Source organism: Paenibacillus sp. J31R30 (genome assembly GCF_059692115.1).
In genome coordinates, this window is sequence record NZ_JCAUAV010000013.1 from 1 (window position 1) to 17,087 (window position 17,087).

A 17,087-nucleotide genomic window follows, 5' to 3' on the forward strand; every position below is an offset into this window, starting at 1 on the left:
TGTTGGCCCTGTCGGTCCTGTTGGCCCTGTCGGTCCTGTTGGCCCTGTCGGTCCTGTTGGCCCTGTCGGTCCTGTTGGCCCTGTCGGTCCTGTTGGCCCTGTCGGTCCTGTTGGCCCTGTCGGTCCTGTCGGTCCCGGTACGACAACTTCCCCTATTTTTGCGACAAACGCATCCTGAGAAAGGCCGTCGAAGGTGGTATCGAAAGCTCCGGGGGTGGTTGGAAAATTGATGGAATCGGTGAATCCTGTCACATAGGCGTTAGCGAATGGATCTACCGCGATGCCAAACCCTTGATCATTAAAGCTACCGCCGAGGTAAGAAGAAAATAGCAAATTCGAGCCTGTTAAACTTATACGAGTCACAAACGCATCTCGAAATCCGTTATAGGTGGTATCGATTGCTCCAGGGATGATGGGAAAATCAGCGGAAGTGGTGAATCCTGTTACATAGGCATTACCGAATGGATCCACTGCAATACCGGAACCTTGATCAATCCCACTTCCCCCGAGATAGGTGGAGTAGATCAGCGTTGACCCGGCCGGATTCAGTTTCGTCACGAATGCATCGGGTAAACCGTTAAAGGTGGTATCGAAAGCTCCGATGGTGGTAGGGAAATTGATAGATTCAGTGAATCCTGTCACATAGGCGTTATCAGATGCATCCACCGCGATGCTTAAACATCCATCAGAACTACTTCCCCCGAGATAGGTGGAGTAGACCAGAGCCGTCCCGGTCGGATTAAGTTTAGTAATGAAAGCATCGAAAGAACCTCCGTTGAAGGTGATATCATATGCTCCAGGAGTGGTTGGGAAATCGTTGGACTGAGTAGCACCTGTTACATAGGCATTACCGAGCACATCAACTGCAATAGCCAAACCTTGATCAGAATTGCTTCCTCCGAGATAGGTGGAGTAGACGAGCGCCGTCCCACTCGGATTTAATTTCGTTATAAACACATCCTCGCCACCGTTGAAGGTGGTATCGAAAGCTCCGGGGGTAGTGGGGAAATTAGAGGAAGTAGTGCGGCCTATTACATAAGCATTACTAGATGTATCTACTGCAATACCGAAACCTTGATCAATCCCACTTCCCCCGAGATAGGTGGAGTAGACCAGCGCCGTCCCACTCGGATTAAGTTTAGTCATGAACGCATCGAAAGTACCTCCGTTGAAGGTGATATCAAATGCTCCAGGAGTGGTGGGGAAATCGTTAGACTCAGTAATACCTATAACATAGGCATTACCGAATACATCCACAGCAATGCCTAGACCTTGATCAGAATTGCTTCCTCCGAGATAGGTGGAGTAGACCAGCGCCGTCCCGCTCGGATTTAATTTCGTGACAAACACATCCGCACCACCGTTGAAAGTGATATCGAAAGCTCCGGGGGTCGTGGGAAAATCGATGGAATTGGTGGTTCCTGTCACATAGGCGTTACCAAATGCATCCACCGCGATGCCGTTACCTCCATCACTCCCACTTCCCCCAAGAAAGGTAGAGTAAAGGAGAATCGGATCGATCACCAGAGGATAACCGAAATCGACCTCCTCCGTCATTTCAAAACCGATGGACTTGCTTCCATCCGCTTCCGAATGGATCATAAAACGGCAGCCTACCGGCTTGCGTAAGTAATCCACGTCTTGATACGCGAACGGTTTGAGGTCTGTAAAGGTACCGAAAGGAGTTTCGATTAACAGGTTCCCCTCATCATCCAAATGGAGATTATCTGCACCCTCACAAACGAGCCGGATATCGCCCACACGGCCACCAGGCTGCAGCACCACATCATATTTGAACTTCCCTTCGTGTCCTTGAAACACGACATCAATTCCCGGCCAAACCCGCCGGTACGTGACTTGTCGGTACAGCGGAAGATTCGTGTAGTGGTTTTGCGGATCGCTGCCGCGCAAGTAGTTGATCTTTCCGTTTTCCGGCGCCGCTCCCTCGACTGTCATGCCGGAATGAGCATTTAAAAAACGCCATGCCAGGGTGACACCTCTCATTCGCCGTTTTGTTTCTTGCTCTGCCAGTTCCGGCAAATACCGATCAATCCCAGGTTTGTGAGACGATGAAGGGAGAGGATCGATTTCATAAAAGGTCATTCTTACTTGATCTGGAGTGAAGGCGCATCGAAAGCCCTTCCCTTGTGCATAGAACGAAATCTGATCATCCTTTTGCCCGACATTGGGAACGAACGCAAGCGGAAGCTTCCCGTATGCTTCCAATGTGCTCTGTTTTGTCTCTTCCTCGGGTTGCATAGCAACCCTCCTTTCGAACGTGTGTGTACATTAAAATATGGTTATGTTAGGACTAGACAGCTTGTCTGTGCATTTGTACTAACTCTTGCTTAGATGATGCATCGACGTTACATTTATTTTTTACACACAAAACCCCAATCTCTTTTTCTCACAACACTTAATACTTCTGATTGGAATATTTAGCACATAACTAAAGCACGAAGAAAACAAAAAAAGACCACACATTAAAGTGTGGTCCTTCACCATCCGTTGGCATCATTCCCGATTTTCTCACGCTATATTGATATGAAAAAGCTCCTCTAGTTCCATCACTAGCACATCGCTTAATCGATTGACTGTCGAGGGGCACACCGATTTAATCGAGCGCTCGAGTAAGCTTAAGTACGCATGGCTTAAGCCTGAGTTTCGCGACAGCTCCCTTAGACGGTTCAAAAATATTGAATGAGATTCTTATTAAGATCATGAAAATTCTACATCTGCCAAAGAAATTCATTGGTATTGTAACCGGAACAATTATCGGAGTGGGTCTTGCGATCTTTGCATCTCGCATCATCAAGTAAGAGCTGCATGGCTAGGGAAAGACCTGTCCCTCTCCGTGCAGCTTTTCATTTACCCGTTACTCGTAACTACACCTATCCGGCTCCGGTTATTGCCAACAAATGGCTCACTCACTCCCAGAAAAGTTTTTTCGTGGTATAATTTTCCGATTCTCTTAGTTGTTGCAAAATTTGTTCTTTTAGTTTTGGGTTTATGGGCACGGAATCGCCACCTACGTTATGTGATTGATAATGAAGCTTACACATACACACAATAGCTCACTATTTCTTTCGAATCCCCTTAAGGAGTTCTTCTCTTTTTTTTCTGCGTTCCTCTATTAATTCTTTTTGCGTCTTATCAATCAATGGAACAGGTTTTGGACAGAATGGTATAATCTTTTTATTAGTTTTCATCCTATTCACCTTACTTTGAGAGATATTTGTTGTAAACTATCGTTACCTATATCTTACAATATTCTCGATCATAGAAGCACGTAAATAAAAAAACAACACCCATCAAAGGAGAGTGTTGTAAAACCATTTTAATATTTAAAGTGTTGTCAAATTTCAATTAATTGCGTTTATATTTATCTGGATCAAAATGAACTTCTAAATTTTTGCGTCTACTTCCAACAATTCCTGCTAGACTAGTACGCTTCCCTTCAACTTTTCCAACATTAAACCCAGCATCTCTTAGCTGTTGCAAAATTCGTTCTTTTACTTTTGGATTCTTAGGCATATTATCGCCCCCTATACTACCTTTGTGGACAATTTTATGCGAATCTAAACAAAATTATGCAAAAAAGAGACAGCTGTTTATAGCTGTCTCTTTTTGAAGCATCAATAATAGATTTGTTTAATATTTTATGACTAGTGGACTTCTCCGTTGTCCAACAATCGAACTATAGCATTTGCCTTTGTTGGGATGTACTGGTCCACCAGATGATGCCCCTTTGACTTGGAAGCCTTCTCTTTCAAGCTTACCACGTAAACTAGCAGCGAACGTATTCTTATCATTAGGATTCATTGGCATTTGTATCATCACCCTTCTAATTACCATTATACATCTCTTCAAAGCATTTTTGAAGCTTAGTTTCAAAACTATTACTAATATCGTCCAGCATCGTTTGATATTCTTGCTCCATTAATATTTCTGCATCTAGAACAATCACATATAGATACTGGCGATCATTGACATGAAAGGGACTAGCGATATATTGCCGATCTGCCTTATCATTATTCCCCTGATGCGAAAACGTGTAAGGTGCGATACTGAATAAAATGGACTGCAATAAACCTGTGCGCTTTTTTGATAAAAGAAGGTTTATTTTAACGGGATCTAGATAGTAATGAACTTCTTCATCAATGGCTTCACTTAAAATTTTAGTGCCGAGAGAGACAAATGCGTATTGGATAGCGTCCTCTTCAGTTAGGCTTTGATTAGGTTTTGTGTTTATTGCATGGTTGTACTTTTGAATGAAGCGGACAAGTTTGGTAGGATCTAATTCAGATTCGAATTCAGATTCCTCTGAGCTAAGATTCATCGCTTCATAAGCCACTTGGAATTCCCGCATCATCTGGATATCGTAAGAATAGTAAATCTGCTGTTTAGCGTTAACATCAACAGATTCCCTTACATAACCATCAACTAGGTTAATTTTTACAATGCCTCTCCCTGATGTATTAACGATGGTGTAATCGTACAATTGTACCCCTAGGACATATGGGTGAATTGAGACATAACGTTGAAAAAAGTTGACCAGAAGATCACGCATACGATATTCACTTAATTCTTGATTGGCCATGACTAGCATTTCCATCCGACTTCTCATCAGACTCTTGAGTTCGTCTTTTTCTTTCTCTTTATTGGCCAGACGATCACGAAACAGAATTATAAGACCAATTATAAATAAAACCGCCCAGACTAGTGGAATCTTGATGTCATCGAACCAAGGTTTAATAGCAAATGTGAAAAATTCCTTCGCTTTGTCCGAATTATTGGTCCATATATCGAATGACAGGATAAAAAGTAGAACAGCATATTGCCAAATTAATGATCTCATCTTACACCCCTCTTAATTACATTCTATCAAAAAACAATAGAGAGGGTAATATATGGCCTTGCAACTAAGGTGAGGATGCCCCTATAGTTGCAAGGGCATCCCTCCTTATTTAACCTTCATTCGAATGAACTCAAACGAAAGTCGGCGGGAGAAGATCTATATTCATCTGTAAGTCCTCGTACCGGTCTTCTAAAACTGTAAATGAGCGTACATTGAAACCAAGAGCTTCTTCACACCATATCCAACCTGGTACCGATTCTGCGCCCGCAAGCGTGAGCAATCTTCGGAAGCTGCGTCCTGAAATCCACGTACTGGCATCCGCTGAGAACAAAGGAGGCCGCTGGAGTATGTCGGTTGATCCAAGTCCCAATGAAGCGTGAAAGTTCGCCCGGTGTCCGAAACGTTTGAAGATTTCAACGAATACCGGTTATTTCTGCGTTAATGATCTTCATCCCAATTACCCCCTATAATCACATTAGATCGCGCTCTTTTATACTCACCCAGTTGTCGCCACCAATAATGATATGATCGAGTACCGGAATTCCAATTATCTCCCCACATTCAACTAACCTTTTGGTTAACTCGATGTCTTCAGGTGAAGGCGAGGGGTCGAAACTCGGGTGATTATGAGCAAAAATCACGGAAGCTGCCCCTCTTCTGATGGCTGCCTTAAACACTTCCCTGGGATGAACAATGGCGGCGTTTAAGGATCCAACCGAGATGGTTTCACGCCCAATGACATGATTCTTCGTGTTCAAGAACAAACTTATGAAATGTTCCTTGTCTAAGAATTTCAAGTCGCGGACTACTTCTCGAGCATCGGAAGGCTGCTTAATCGTCACAATCTCCTCTGTGTGCATTCTGCAAGTGCGGCGTGCCAATTCAAAAACGGCCATAAGGTGGAAACTCTGCTTTTCATTCAATCCAAAGTGCGTGGATAGTTCAAATTCGGAAAGGGACACCAAATACGGTAATCCTTTTTGGAGAATGTCGTCCGCCATAATGGAGAGTGAACGGTCACGCAAGATTGGCTCCAAAATAAGAGTAAGCAGTTCCTTATTAGAAAACACATTTGGATTGCATGCAGAGAAATAGTGGTTTTTTGCTTCCTTTATCGCGGTTTTATTGAGAATAGATACGGACATTTGAAATTACCTCCAGTTTTTGATGAATATAAAAAAGAGAGAGTGCCTAATAGCACATCTCTTCTTAAACCCCGTATTACTTCACAAGGAATTTGCCAATAATAGTACATTCCCTTAGCGCCTTGCGAAGTTGATATTCGCGGGATACCTTCATCAATAAGACCTTTTGAGTTGTCGTCATTCTAATCGCCCGTACCAAGCGCAGAAGGGCACCCCCCTGCGCCGAATGGCAGAGGGGCTCCCTCCTTCACACTATGGTTTTTTTGAACCTTCTAATTGGCTCCGACTCCGTGCTAGTTACTGCTTCGAATTACAGGTGACAAATCGTCAAGCGGTAGTTCCACCGACCATTTGAATGCAATGTATCGTAGTTTCATAGGCTAAGCCTCTAACCGAATGTCACCAGCAATAGCGGTGCCAAGGGGGATCATCCCACGATATTGTCTCCCAGCTGCGAGAATAATCGCATCACCCGTCTGAAAGCCTTCGGCCTGTAGCTGTTCATTGATCGTTGAGGACCAAACAAGCAACTCAGCAGGTGATAAGCTCATGACGCTTACAGGAACCATATAATTATTGTGATCGACCTTCACTAATCCATGTCCGGTTAAGGCGTATACTGTCTTGCCAATGCACCGAGCGACTTTAAGATTTTCATTCATACGCTTCTCAAAGCCGCCAAGGTTAAGCATGAGACATACCTCTTTTTGTTCGACTGGATTCATTCCAATTGCCACCCTTCAGTTCGATTTTTATGTACTATGCAGAAATTGCGTAGATCCCAAGAGTTAGGGGTACTTGATGTTTATTGAATAAATCAAGCAACGCACGTTCAAACATATCTGCATCCTCATCCTCAACCTGCTTGCCACGGCCACCAACAATCACTTTGATCGGATTGGTCTTTACCACATCAAAATAGATGCAGCTTTGTTCACCATTCCTCTCAACGATTGCCACGCCACCGCAAATGAGACGGTGGTTGAGTTGGATCGAAACCTTCTTTATCATCCTATTTCCTCCTTTTTGGGCATAAAAAAAGAAGATGCCCATAGCATCTTCCAATTTCCGTCCTAGAATAGATGAAACGGTTTAGCCAAATGTCAGCCGGTCAATCAGAAACAAAATTCCGATGACATAGACAACAACCAAATAAGACGTTTGCCTTTTTTGTTGGCATAGCCACTCATTCCTTCTTCTTTTTATACGAATTACCACCAACGTAGTGAACGGATCTGAACCTTTAAGATTCGAACCTCTTTTTAATCTCTGCTAAGGACACAACGATATCGCCAAGAATGTTTTTATCGTTCAAAAAGCCAACGTAATTTGCAATAAGTTTAGTTTGATACTCACTTAACTCACTGCTCACATCATCGGCAGGTATGTCCGTTACCACGAGATTACCGCCCTGATACGCTTGCACAACCTGATTAAACATGGTCGTCTCCTCCTAATATCATCCAAAATGATAAAGGGCATCACAAATACGTCATAGACGTAATGCGATTGCCCCCATTAATAATACCAATTACCCCTGCTGCGGAAGATGAGGTCTTAGGAAGTCCATGACGGTGAAACGCTCCTTAAGCTTAGCCAAAGGAATGCTAACATCACCAATAACACCGATCTTCTCAAGCTGCGTTTTGTAACCGTCCACGATAACACCATCCGGAAGAAGAATACGAATATCAGTATCGCAATCACATTTCCTTGCAGGTATCTCTCTAACAGTCAAACTTCCACCGACAAACGAGCGTTTGCTCTCCGTCATTAACATTTGAATTTCCCCTTTACAGAGGTCACAATGAGTCGTCATAACACCGCCTCCTAATGACCTAATTGTATCATGATTTTGAATAAACTACGATTTTTTCAAGTCTTCAGCACGCTTCAGATGTTGATGTTCTGCTGGATAGCAGGTCACCACAATGAAGTTCTTCGAACTCATAAATCCTACAACGACAATGAACATAATCCCTTCTCTATCTTGCCCAAGAATGAGCCGAGTAGGGGTAATTAATCCATGGACTCTAGACTTACGATTTCGATTCTCAGTACTTGAATAACCAGCAATGATCCTTCCAGTGAGTATTGCAGCTGCAATGTCGATATCTACCCAGACACGGTCAGGATAGTCTGGATTTTCCAGACGATCGAGGGTATAGTGAGGAGAGATTTCGATTCGAAATCCATCCAGTTCACCAAATACAGCTTTTTGCATACACTCCAGTTCATACGACCAATTTTCACTCCGATAATCCATGTCCAATTACCCCCCTTTGCACATTTGTGGCAAACAAAAAAGTCCCGAAAATAAAAAATGGCACGACCAAATAAAAGATTGGCATGCAATTTCCATTTCCGGGACTATCATTCTAATTATTGTCTAAACGACAAAGCTCCATCTTCGCTGAAAAAGTATCTACGAAGAAAATAAAATGTGAATTTGTAATATCCAAAGTATATCTGAAAAAGGCTAATTGGGCAAAGCATTTCCATGGCGCGATTTCGCTCTAGAAATAAAAAAAATATAGTTTCTAACTTATTTAACGTTCACAAGCAATCCCATCATGGTCTCTATCAAGTGCGGCACGATACCCTGGTTGATTGCGATGAATATTGTACACACCCGAATTGTATGCATCCGTGCAGTCTTGGTAGTAACTCTGTGGTGTTGATTTAGACATAGAAGCGCAAGAGTATGAAATAACTGCAATAAATGCGAATACCCCTATTATTGCTCCAAAAATTTTAATGAAATCTGTGGTCTCTTCAAAGCGAGAGTATCTTTGAATATCTTTTATTTCCTCATTAGGGATATATGCTATATCCGTACCAGAACGAAGTCTTAGATGATCTCCAACAAAGCCCTGGCTCTCAACCCGTCCAGAATAATATCCACCTTTTGTGCTGTACACTTTGATTTTTTCTTTACTATTTTTATAAAAATCTACTATAGTTTCTAACTCGCGTTGATCCATGTAATCCCTCCTTTTTTGAATCTTTCACGCCGTAAATCTGTAATTTTGGGATTTAATAAAACCATATTAAAAGAAAACCACCTCACGATATCAGCATTTGCCTCTTTCCCAAATTATATATTTAGATACACTATGTAACATTATTATTCTATTTTATGTGTAGTAAGAACGCTGTCGGTTTAGCATGTCGTTTTTTTAGTTTTGAAAAGATTAATTAGAAGATTTTTTGAAATCACTAGTAGAATGAGTCTCATAGAAAAATCTTGGATTTATCCTTATAGAGCGGATCATCATATTCGTCCATAATATTAACCGCGATATACATCTTTTCTAATTGCTCTATCTTCTGTTTGGTTTAACCATCATAAGATAGAATAAAGCCGCCCAAGAAGGACGGCTGCAGGACGGTGGTACTATGAACAATTCTTGTTTGTTACACAATATGACTTTCTCTGATTTTGAGTAACGAGTTATTCATTAATTTGAAAATAGTCATGCAGAGTTGAATATAAAGACTCATCCTTCGATTTGTCGAGTGCTAAAGTCACACCAAAGTCAATAAGTGTGTCGCTTATGCCTCGAAGGGTTCGAGTGTTCATCAAGCAAAGCAGCAGCTGATGTACGGGTTCAGTGACGTCTCGTATCAGGTCAACCCGGTCACTGATGACTTTTTCGGTACGGTTTACCTGGTAAAACACATCTTCATACCGATAAATGATAGTCCGTGTAAGCTCTACCTGCAAATCAGAAGGAGTTTGCTCAGGAAACAGCAATGCCTTGAACAAAGAAGTATCGTCAATTTGCATGCCGGCCATATCAAACCATGTCTTTACTCCAGAGAAGGTGATTTCGAAATTCATCATAAAGTAGGATTCTACGAATAGTTGGTCCATCATTTGTACGTTCATATTAGTACTGCCCCTTTATATAGTCTACATGTGCAACATGAAGGTCATCTGAGGAACTTGATTCAAGAGTCACCGATATGGCATCAGGTATATCTTTTGCATAGATGTTAGGTGCATCTGTTTCCCCGTAATAATTTGATTTTATAACATTGTTGTAATTCACCAAATTAATTATGGGTTTATTTGTTATGGGGTCAGAAAAGGTTGAATAGGTGACGATTTCTTCCGTCTCTTCTTCGCTTGAACCATTTGAGGACTCATTGCCGGTCGTCGAATCTGAAGAAGAGGACTTCGTCTTAGTCACGGTTGCCCTATGGACTTGACGTGCATATATTCCGTACACTTGTTCAATACCGAATGTTATGGTCACGCTATTGGAGGTATTCTCCTTGCGATCTGTTGGCTGCGTAGGCTGTGAAGGAACAGAAACAGATGAGCTTGGAGGTAATGGAACGATCCCATTGTAGGGTACATCTTCCCATGCTTCCCCAGTGCTCGGGTCGATTCCCCGATCGTTGTCAAGACTCATAAGATTATCGTTCATCATGATCGTTTTTAGTTTGTTTGCATACTGCCAATCAGTTGCATAAGTCGCTTTTTGCAGTTCGTTTGCCCACTCGAAAGGATTTTGTTTCGAACGAGTAACAGCATATCGTCCGTTATCGATTAAGAATTTAGCATGATCGTCAAATGATTCCTCATAACTCCCATAGGCTCTGAAGCCAACTACGATGCTATAAGTTACGTCACTATTCTGTTCGTTAGTACTGGAGTAGCACACAGAGCCTCTCCAGCTCGAATTTGCCTTTATTCCAAATACGTTGTTACAAATATCTATGCCGCCGTAACCAGATTCAAGTGCCATCTGAGCTAAGGTAACACTAGCCTTGACGCCTGTTCTCTTCTCCGACTCTATAGCGTAAGGTGCCCATTTGATAAAGAAGGGATTGTGCAAGACGCCTACTGTCGTAGGTACAGTGATAGGCGGGCCGGCACTTCTCCCACCCCCCACTCCGGTACTTGATCCTAAGTCAAGCCCTGAGTTTAGATCACGTGTTAAAATCGTTCCAGTTTCATTGAATGGCGGAGCTGCAGTTTCCATGTATACGTTACTGATATAAAGCATTGGCGGTGATTTATATAGATACCCATTCATCTCGGAGAAGTTTACATCTGAAAGAGCATTAAATGCCGCTTCAGTCGCAACATCAGTAAGTTTGGACATGAACATGACGTACTTAGTTGGATCAGTCACTTCTAAGTCTTTTGGAAGCAACTCGTAATGAAGATGGGGACCCGTGGATTGGCCTGTATTTCCCGAAAATCCAATGATTTGCCCTTTCTTAACGGACTGGCCTGGCACAACAAGCGCATTACTTAAATGCAAATATCGTAACATCCCAGGCATATCCTGGGCAGAGCTTTCGATTTCCACGCAGATGCCCCCATTTTTCAATATCGCAGGATCTGAGTGAGTCGGGAAGACGACTTTTTTAACCACGCCATCTTGAGAACTAGACACTGGAGTACCAATTGGCAGTCTTATGTCAATTCCACTATGTAATTCTTTTTGTCCCGTAAGGGGGTTCGTACGTTCGCTAAAACCATCGGTAATTAGTTGCTCGAGGTCTTGCTTATAAATTTGTGGCGGCAAAAACTTCTCCGACACAAAAATTTGAGAAGCAATTGACTGAGCTGATGAAACGGCAGCAGCAATGAGATAAAAGAAAAGGAATACCGCAAGCAAAATCAAGTAAAGCCACCAGAAGCCAGCGAAGTGGGAGGCAACACTCGAAGCAATTTTCATTCTCATCTGATTCTTAATTTTGTTCTTGAGGTGGTTTTTTACCATAGCCCCAGCTTGTTCAAGATTCAAGGAAGTCATTGACAGCCCCCTATTGCACGCGAGGGCGCTGTTTAGGTTTGCGTGTTTCCTGCGCCTTCTGCTTAATCTTATTCGCCAGCTTAGTAGTGCTTTCGTTACCTTCCGCAGCGGAAAATCTCGCTCCGTTAGCGTTCTCCATAATCTTCGTTTCTTTGTGCATGACACTGAGATCTGTTGAAACTTCATGAGTAACACGCTGTTTTACGTTATAAAATACTTGCGTTTTTGCTTTAATGTCGATTTCAACTCGATCCCCGTCTTCTAGGGACACTCCATTTGCAAGCTTGGTTTTAGATTCATTCATTCTTTTGTTGAGGTCATCTGGTAACTTAACACGACTCAGGTCAATATTTGACTTCACTTCAGGTACAGTTGTAAGAACAAGTGACATCCCCCTTTTATCGGAAGAAGTCGGCAAGGAAGGCATGCTTTTGAGTACAGATGCTCTGCTTGCAGGAGCGGGAATAGCAACAGGTTCAACCGGCGTAGAGATGCCTTCCTTAGGTGCAGATGCTTTGCGGAAAGCCTCATTCGCACTCAGCAAATCATCTTTCTTTTGACGAAACTCTGGCATAGATTCAAATTTGGAAGCAATCGAGATTCGGCCACTACGGTTAAGCATGGTTTCGTTAACTTTCTGAGTGGTGTTCATCCCAACTGACTTGAAACGGTCGTCCATACTCTTAACAAAATCAGTATGCTGTGGCGGATTGCCAGAAGCTGCTGATTCATCAATGGCCTGCTTGTACTCCACTTTATATCGTTCGAATAGCTCAACCATCACGAAATCATTAACGGATGTTTCCAGTTTCCTGTTTTTATTGAGTGTGCCTGCTCGTTGCATTTGATCTACCGCTGACCGTGGACGGTTGACCATGAAGGAGGATGCTTGGCGAATAGCATTTTCGTTGGTATACATCATAGCCGCTACTTGTTGATCGTTCATATCCTCCGAAACGCCCCGGGTAAGTATCGCCTGTTTTACATCGCCTCCGTCCTTCTTAATGTCACCAAGTCGCGATTTTTCCTCTTTCCACTCTTTGTCCATGCCACGGAACGGATTTTTAGTTCCGTTTCGTAGATTTTCATTTACCTTCTGGACATACGGTGTATATTGTACTGGTTGACCAGTTTCAAAAGAATGATTTTCGGCAGCTTCCTTCTCTCGTTGAAAACGGAGTTGCATGCTAGACGTCGTTGCATCATTTAAGTTATCGTTGGCTTTGTTGATCGAACTTGGATTAAATGTGCTAGGCACACCCTCTGGTTCTTTCCGATTGAACAAACCGCTGACTGTCTCACCAGCTTTGTTATATAGTGAGCGGGTCACATTTCGTTGAACAGCATCCAAAACTGTTGCTTTCGCTTTGGGTACAATTGGCATATTTCCTGCAACCTTGGAAAATACAGATCCAATTTCTTCGCGATATTTAAAAATAACAAAAACCATGATCGACTCAAGCAACATAGCTGTAAACCAGCCGGCTTTAGCTTTTGTATAGACGATATTGAAGGTCATGTGTCCTACAACTAATGATAAATCTAGAAAAAACATGGTAAACATGGTCATAAGAACAAGACCGATTAACTTTACAAACTGGGTTCGCAATACAGATAATCCTGCTTCTCTACCAGGTAACAAGGATGCAAGTAGTGTTACGGACATAATAATTGTATGGATTAGCAATTTGATTCTGGCATAGATCGTCGCAAGCGCCCAAAAGCAGAATAGACCAAGGAGTACAATAGAGAACAAACTATTACAGATCAAGACAATCATCTGTTCGTCTGAGCGAACCTTCTCAACAGCAGGAAAGGTACCTTTGACCGCTTTCAGCGCCTTATCCCGATCATCGGAATAGGGATCCTTACTCAAAACTTTATCAACCAAATCGGGATGTGTATCGTATGCAGTAGGATCATCAAACTGAAGCATACCGTAAGGTTTCATGACAAGCTCCATCCAAACCTGCTCAGAAATCGCTTGAACGCCTGTTGCTGTAGATGAACTGAGCCCTCCTGGCGCTGCGAGCCCTTTGTACATCATAGCCGCTATTTCATTGGCACCATCGTTCATTAAACGAAGGAATGACCCTGCGTTGGCGAAGAATGCAAATGCGACAATGAGTGCAAGAAGAAAGGAGACCATCGTTTGCAAGGAGTCCAAAAACCTAAAGCGAATTACTTGCCATAATATATAAGCGACGGTGACGGTAGCGAAAATCCCGAACATACTGTTCCATAATCCATTTCCGATACTTCCGCCACTAATCCCCGTAAGGTTTTTCATAATCTCCTCTACACCAGTAATCAGGCTGTTCATGAAGGAAAATTCAAAGGCTTCACGCGCAATGAAGGTAAAGAAGCGTGTAATTTGAACGCCCCCAAGGAAGAGCATGGAGAGCATGTGATCATATGTGCTCGTTATTCCGTCATCTACCTTACTTCCAACCTGCCAAAAATGACGGTCAGGCAGAGAAGTCTGGAACCCGTAATGCGATGGACTGTATTTGTTATACAATGCGTTCGCGTTAGTATCACTGGGGATCATATCATCCATCGACTTCGCATAAGAAACGGTTACTGGCACGATAAAGGCAAGTATCATGGTGAAAATGAGACTCAATATGATAAGTGATCGCTTAGAAGGCATTTTAATCCTCATCTTCACCATCAGGAATGATATCCTCCTCTCCCGTCGCAGCCACCTGTGACTGATACTCAGCGAATCGTTCAAGTACCGAGTATTCATGTTCGACTTCTAATTTTAAAGGAGCTTCTTTTTCATTCTCTTCCGGAGGCCGCGTATCGAAACAATCAAACAAATGCTGGAACACAACATCGACGGTCAATACTCCTACACGGCCATAGATATCCTGCATAAGACACTGTCCATTGTTTAGATTCTTAATGAGATCAATGTTTTCTAACGTATGTTCTAGACCGAAATAAGATAATGTGCTTTTGATTTTTGCTGTATCCGAGTCGCGGAATGCAAATTTCATTCCGATATTACCTGCAAGATCCCCAGCAAGGTCAGTAGCGTTCTGCGTAGCAATCCCTAGTCCTCCATTCAGTGATCGACCAGTACGGATAACTCGATTTGCAATCTCTTTACCTATTTGTGTGTTTAACATGGCCCACGCCTCATCCATATCCGCTAAAGTGAAGATCGCGCGGTCAAAATAGATAAAAGCGTCCATAAATCGGCCGATTGAATACATTGTCGCAACTGACATCTTTTCAATAAGTGAATAATTCTCAGGTGATTTCTCTATTGGGGGCATCTTCAAATTTTGAACTTGAAGAATGTTTAAAGCGTAATCCATGTTGATGGCTTTTTGTTCGCCGTTTCCGAATAATAGTTTGGCAAATGACAAATCTGCAAAACTATTCAGAACTTCAGCAACTATCGCAGCTTCAGGGCGCGTTTCTCCTAAATTAAATAACTCATGTATGCATTTCTTTAGGAAGGGATTCGGCTCGGACGCTACCTTTAGTACCACTTTCGAGATATAGGAGTATTGAATTGAATTTGTCTTAACTGATGCTAAGTACGAGAGAACATCCATCGCTGCTTCTTTCGCATCTTCAATGTTAGAGAGCATTACGAAAGGATCAAGCTTTCCGATATCTTCAGGTGATGCTGATAATGTGGCAACTTGGATTTGATCTTTCAATTCAGGCAACATATCCGGCCAATGTGAACGTTCACCTTTCGGGTCAAACATCAACGTCTTCCCGCCAGAAATAGAGTTGTGATAAGAAAGTAAGTTCATCAAAACTGACTTACCGCCCCCCAAGGTACCTGTAATACTGAAGGATGGAGATCTATTTATCTGACTAGCATGTCTCATGTCTACGTAGACTGGTCTTTGTAGAAAACCCGTAGTGCCAATATACAAACCTTTCCCGTCTCCGAGTTCTTGTGTTGCACCGATCATACCGGATGCGAGGGTTTCAGGAGGAATTCTCTGGATATAATCCGATACATATCTCGGTGATCCTGGAATGAAATCATTAAACAGAAGCCATTGGTCACCTGCGGGCAGTTCGATATGAATATTGCCAAAATCTCGGTAATGGTCCTGAACAATCTTAATATTGCTTTTCAACATATTGAGGTCGGTGTGATAGAGTCCGAACGTGACGTGTGTAATAAACGTTGGATTTTTTCTTTTCTTATACTCGTCTTCGAGGTATAAAGCCCGTTCCTGTTTCTCCTGTAAATCTAGAGGTACGGTTGCACCGGCTTCGTTTATGTTTTTAACCTGATTTTCAATATCCATCTTTTTCTTGCTTAGTTTCTTAAGCGCGTCACGAGCTTCAAGTACTTCTACTTTGATGCTCATCTCTACTGGGAAAGGAAGCGTTGCTGCACTGTACAACCATTCACTCCCTGGCATTTCCATCGACTCAGGTAATTCTGATAGAGCGAGGTAAGCGTGATATACCCTCTTCTCTTCCCCGTCGTGTGGTTGCGTAATTTGAATTCGGCGCGGGTGTGATGCATCGATGTCACCTTCGGTTAAAGTGAGCACCTGACGAGAGTCATAAAGAAATGTATTTAGTCCCGCCCTCTCCCCTTTTGTCTTTTTCGGGCTCCATCCATCTTCGTCGACTGAGCGCAGCACGGGTTCGGTTATTCCCCACCTGAAATTCCGTTTAATCAACCATTCAATCGTTGCATGGGAAGCTCTCTTTATCTTCATTTTGCGGGAGAGACGATCATAAATTTGTTTTTCCTTGATCGAATAGGAATGGAACTCATGTTCAAATATTTCTGGTTCATTTAAACCCGAGAGATTATCTATGAATCGTTTAGGATGTAGGATCATCTTTTTCAGTTCCAAGGCTATCGATTCGACTTGCTCAACAAGATCTTTAGTATCGTTCTTCGGCAAGTAAACGGCGATATAGGCACGGTAATCGGCATTGTTGTTGCCGTCGACCGCATTGTAATTGTTGTTCAAGTAATCATCCATGGTATTAATAAACTTCTTGCCCCATTTTTTCATTGGGCCACTTAAGCGTTCTTTCAACTGTTCGTGATGCTTGGTAATATCATGGGTACGAGGCAACCACAAAAGATGGAACTTATCGGTTAAGAGTGTCAAGAAGGAGGTTTGCGTAATTAGACGGTCAATTTTTTGTTGTTCGCTAAGGTGATCGTAAATATATGAATCAATTTCGTAAATTGCCCAAACGGTTTTGTTATGATTAAATATGAGGTTTTGCTCGAAGTATGCTATAGGGAACTCGACGTTTATCGTATTCACTCTTTTTTTCGTTTCAATTGCCAATGGT

At 42.5% G+C, this 17,087-nt stretch carries 17 protein-coding genes; 1 reads left to right on the top strand and 16 read right to left on the bottom strand.

Translation table 11 applies throughout. From position 1 onward, the window contains the following. The 5 genes from AC58QO_RS27880 to AC58QO_RS27900 form a co-directional block, all read right to left on the bottom strand. A partial coding sequence (locus AC58QO_RS27880; RefSeq protein ID WP_497271337.1) for an SBBP repeat-containing protein occupies positions 1–2,259 on the bottom strand: 2,259 nt, incomplete at its 3' end. Between the two features lie 818 nt (positions 2,260–3,077). Further along, positions 3,078–3,209, bottom strand: a complete 132-nt coding sequence (locus tag AC58QO_RS27885; RefSeq protein WP_497271339.1) for a hypothetical protein — start codon at positions 3,207–3,209, stop codon at positions 3,078–3,080. A 157-nt stretch (positions 3,210–3,366) separates the two neighbouring features. After that, the gene (locus AC58QO_RS27890; RefSeq protein WP_497271340.1) at positions 3,367–3,534 is read right to left on the bottom strand and encodes a hypothetical protein; all 168 of its coding nucleotides are present in this window, start codon (positions 3,532–3,534) and stop codon (positions 3,367–3,369) included. 117 nt (positions 3,535–3,651) lie between these two features. Further along, positions 3,652–3,828, bottom strand: a complete 177-nt coding sequence (locus AC58QO_RS27895; RefSeq protein WP_497271342.1) for a hypothetical protein — start codon at positions 3,826–3,828, stop codon at positions 3,652–3,654. A gap of 16 nt (positions 3,829–3,844) precedes the next feature. Next, positions 3,845–4,858: a hypothetical protein gene (locus tag AC58QO_RS27900; RefSeq protein ID WP_497271344.1), complete on the bottom strand. Its 1,014-nt coding sequence runs from the start codon at positions 4,856–4,858 to the stop codon at positions 3,845–3,847. A 212-nt stretch (positions 4,859–5,070) separates the two neighbouring features. On the opposite strand from AC58QO_RS27900, the gene AC58QO_RS27905 reads away from it, so the two are divergent. Continuing rightward, positions 5,071–5,238 carry a hypothetical protein gene (locus AC58QO_RS27905; protein WP_497271346.1) on the top strand — a complete coding sequence of 56 codons (168 nt, stop codon included), beginning with the start codon at positions 5,071–5,073 and terminating at the stop codon, positions 5,236–5,238. Positions 5,239–5,328: 90 nt separating this feature from the next. On the opposite strand, the gene radC is transcribed toward AC58QO_RS27905, so the two are convergent. The 11 genes from radC to AC58QO_RS27960 form a co-directional block, all read right to left on the bottom strand. Beyond that, positions 5,329–6,003 (bottom strand): RadC family protein, encoded by a 675-nt coding sequence (gene radC, locus AC58QO_RS27910; protein WP_497271348.1) that lies wholly within the window; start codon positions 6,001–6,003, stop codon positions 5,329–5,331. A gap of 380 nt (positions 6,004–6,383) precedes the next feature. Then, the gene (locus AC58QO_RS27915; RefSeq protein ID WP_497271350.1) at positions 6,384–6,728 is read right to left on the bottom strand and encodes a hypothetical protein; all 345 of its coding nucleotides are present in this window, start codon (positions 6,726–6,728) and stop codon (positions 6,384–6,386) included. Positions 6,729–6,762: 34 nt separating this feature from the next. Then, the gene (locus AC58QO_RS27920) at positions 6,763–7,014 is read right to left on the bottom strand and encodes a hypothetical protein (protein ID WP_497271352.1); all 252 of its coding nucleotides are present in this window, start codon (positions 7,012–7,014) and stop codon (positions 6,763–6,765) included. 232 nt (positions 7,015–7,246) lie between these two features. Continuing rightward, positions 7,247–7,444, bottom strand: coding sequence for a hypothetical protein (locus tag AC58QO_RS27925; protein WP_497271354.1), 198 nt, complete (start codon positions 7,442–7,444; stop codon positions 7,247–7,249). 90 nt (positions 7,445–7,534) lie between these two features. Next, positions 7,535–7,822 carry a hypothetical protein gene (locus AC58QO_RS27930; RefSeq protein ID WP_497271356.1) on the bottom strand — a complete coding sequence of 96 codons (288 nt, stop codon included), beginning with the start codon at positions 7,820–7,822 and terminating at the stop codon, positions 7,535–7,537. Positions 7,823–7,867: 45 nt separating this feature from the next. Continuing rightward, complete coding sequence (locus tag AC58QO_RS27935; protein WP_497271358.1) at positions 7,868–8,269, bottom strand: hypothetical protein; 402 nt, start codon at positions 8,267–8,269, stop codon at positions 7,868–7,870. Positions 8,270–8,552: 283 nt separating this feature from the next. After that, positions 8,553–8,987: an excalibur calcium-binding domain-containing protein gene (locus tag AC58QO_RS27940; RefSeq protein ID WP_497271360.1), complete on the bottom strand. Its 435-nt coding sequence runs from the start codon at positions 8,985–8,987 to the stop codon at positions 8,553–8,555. 470 nt (positions 8,988–9,457) lie between these two features. Continuing rightward, complete coding sequence (locus AC58QO_RS27945) at positions 9,458–9,895, bottom strand: hypothetical protein (protein WP_497271362.1); 438 nt, start codon at positions 9,893–9,895, stop codon at positions 9,458–9,460. A gap of 1 nt (position 9,896) precedes the next feature. Continuing rightward, positions 9,897–11,780, bottom strand: coding sequence for a glucosaminidase domain-containing protein (locus tag AC58QO_RS27950; RefSeq protein ID WP_497271364.1), 1,884 nt, complete (start codon positions 11,778–11,780; stop codon positions 9,897–9,899). Between the two features lie 10 nt (positions 11,781–11,790). After that, positions 11,791–14,454, bottom strand: a complete 2,664-nt coding sequence (locus AC58QO_RS27955; RefSeq protein WP_497271366.1) for a CD3337/EF1877 family mobilome membrane protein — start codon at positions 14,452–14,454, stop codon at positions 11,791–11,793. Continuing rightward, positions 14,435–17,083 (bottom strand): ATP-binding protein, encoded by a 2,649-nt coding sequence (locus tag AC58QO_RS27960; RefSeq protein WP_497271368.1) that lies wholly within the window; start codon positions 17,081–17,083, stop codon positions 14,435–14,437. The genes AC58QO_RS27955 and AC58QO_RS27960 overlap by 20 nt, the downstream gene beginning before the upstream one ends. Between the last annotated feature and the right edge of the window lie 4 nt (positions 17,084–17,087).

Excerpts from the sequence above, each read along its gene's own strand:
- AC58QO_RS27885 (WP_497271339.1), bottom strand. The coding sequence starts at position 3,209 with ATGAAAACTAATAAAAAGATTATACCATTCTGTCCAAAACCTGTTCCA.
- AC58QO_RS27890 (WP_497271340.1), bottom strand. The coding sequence starts at position 3,534 with ATGCCTAAGAATCCAAAAGTAAAAGAACGAATTTTGCAACAGCTAAGA.
- AC58QO_RS27895 (WP_497271342.1), bottom strand. The coding sequence starts at position 3,828 with ATGCCAATGAATCCTAATGATAAGAATACGTTCGCTGCTAGTTTACGT.
- AC58QO_RS27900 (WP_497271344.1), bottom strand. The coding sequence starts at position 4,858 with ATGAGATCATTAATTTGGCAATATGCTGTTCTACTTTTTATCCTGTCA.
- radC (WP_497271348.1), bottom strand. The coding sequence starts at position 6,003 with ATGTCCGTATCTATTCTCAATAAAACCGCGATAAAGGAAGCAAAAAAC.
- AC58QO_RS27915 (WP_497271350.1), bottom strand. The coding sequence starts at position 6,728 with ATGAATCCAGTCGAACAAAAAGAGGTATGTCTCATGCTTAACCTTGGC.
- AC58QO_RS27920 (WP_497271352.1), bottom strand. The coding sequence starts at position 7,014 with ATGATAAAGAAGGTTTCGATCCAACTCAACCACCGTCTCATTTGCGGT.
- AC58QO_RS27925 (WP_497271354.1), bottom strand. The coding sequence starts at position 7,444 with ATGTTTAATCAGGTTGTGCAAGCGTATCAGGGCGGTAATCTCGTGGTA.
- AC58QO_RS27930 (WP_497271356.1), bottom strand. The coding sequence starts at position 7,822 with ATGACGACTCATTGTGACCTCTGTAAAGGGGAAATTCAAATGTTAATG.
- AC58QO_RS27935 (WP_497271358.1), bottom strand. The coding sequence starts at position 8,269 with ATGGATTATCGGAGTGAAAATTGGTCGTATGAACTGGAGTGTATGCAA.
- AC58QO_RS27940 (WP_497271360.1), bottom strand. The coding sequence starts at position 8,987 with ATGGATCAACGCGAGTTAGAAACTATAGTAGATTTTTATAAAAATAGT.
- AC58QO_RS27945 (WP_497271362.1), bottom strand. The coding sequence starts at position 9,895 with ATGAACGTACAAATGATGGACCAACTATTCGTAGAATCCTACTTTATG.
- AC58QO_RS27950 (WP_497271364.1), bottom strand. The coding sequence starts at position 11,780 with ATGACTTCCTTGAATCTTGAACAAGCTGGGGCTATGGTAAAAAACCAC.
- AC58QO_RS27955 (WP_497271366.1), bottom strand. The coding sequence starts at position 14,454 with ATGGTGAAGATGAGGATTAAAATGCCTTCTAAGCGATCACTTATCATA.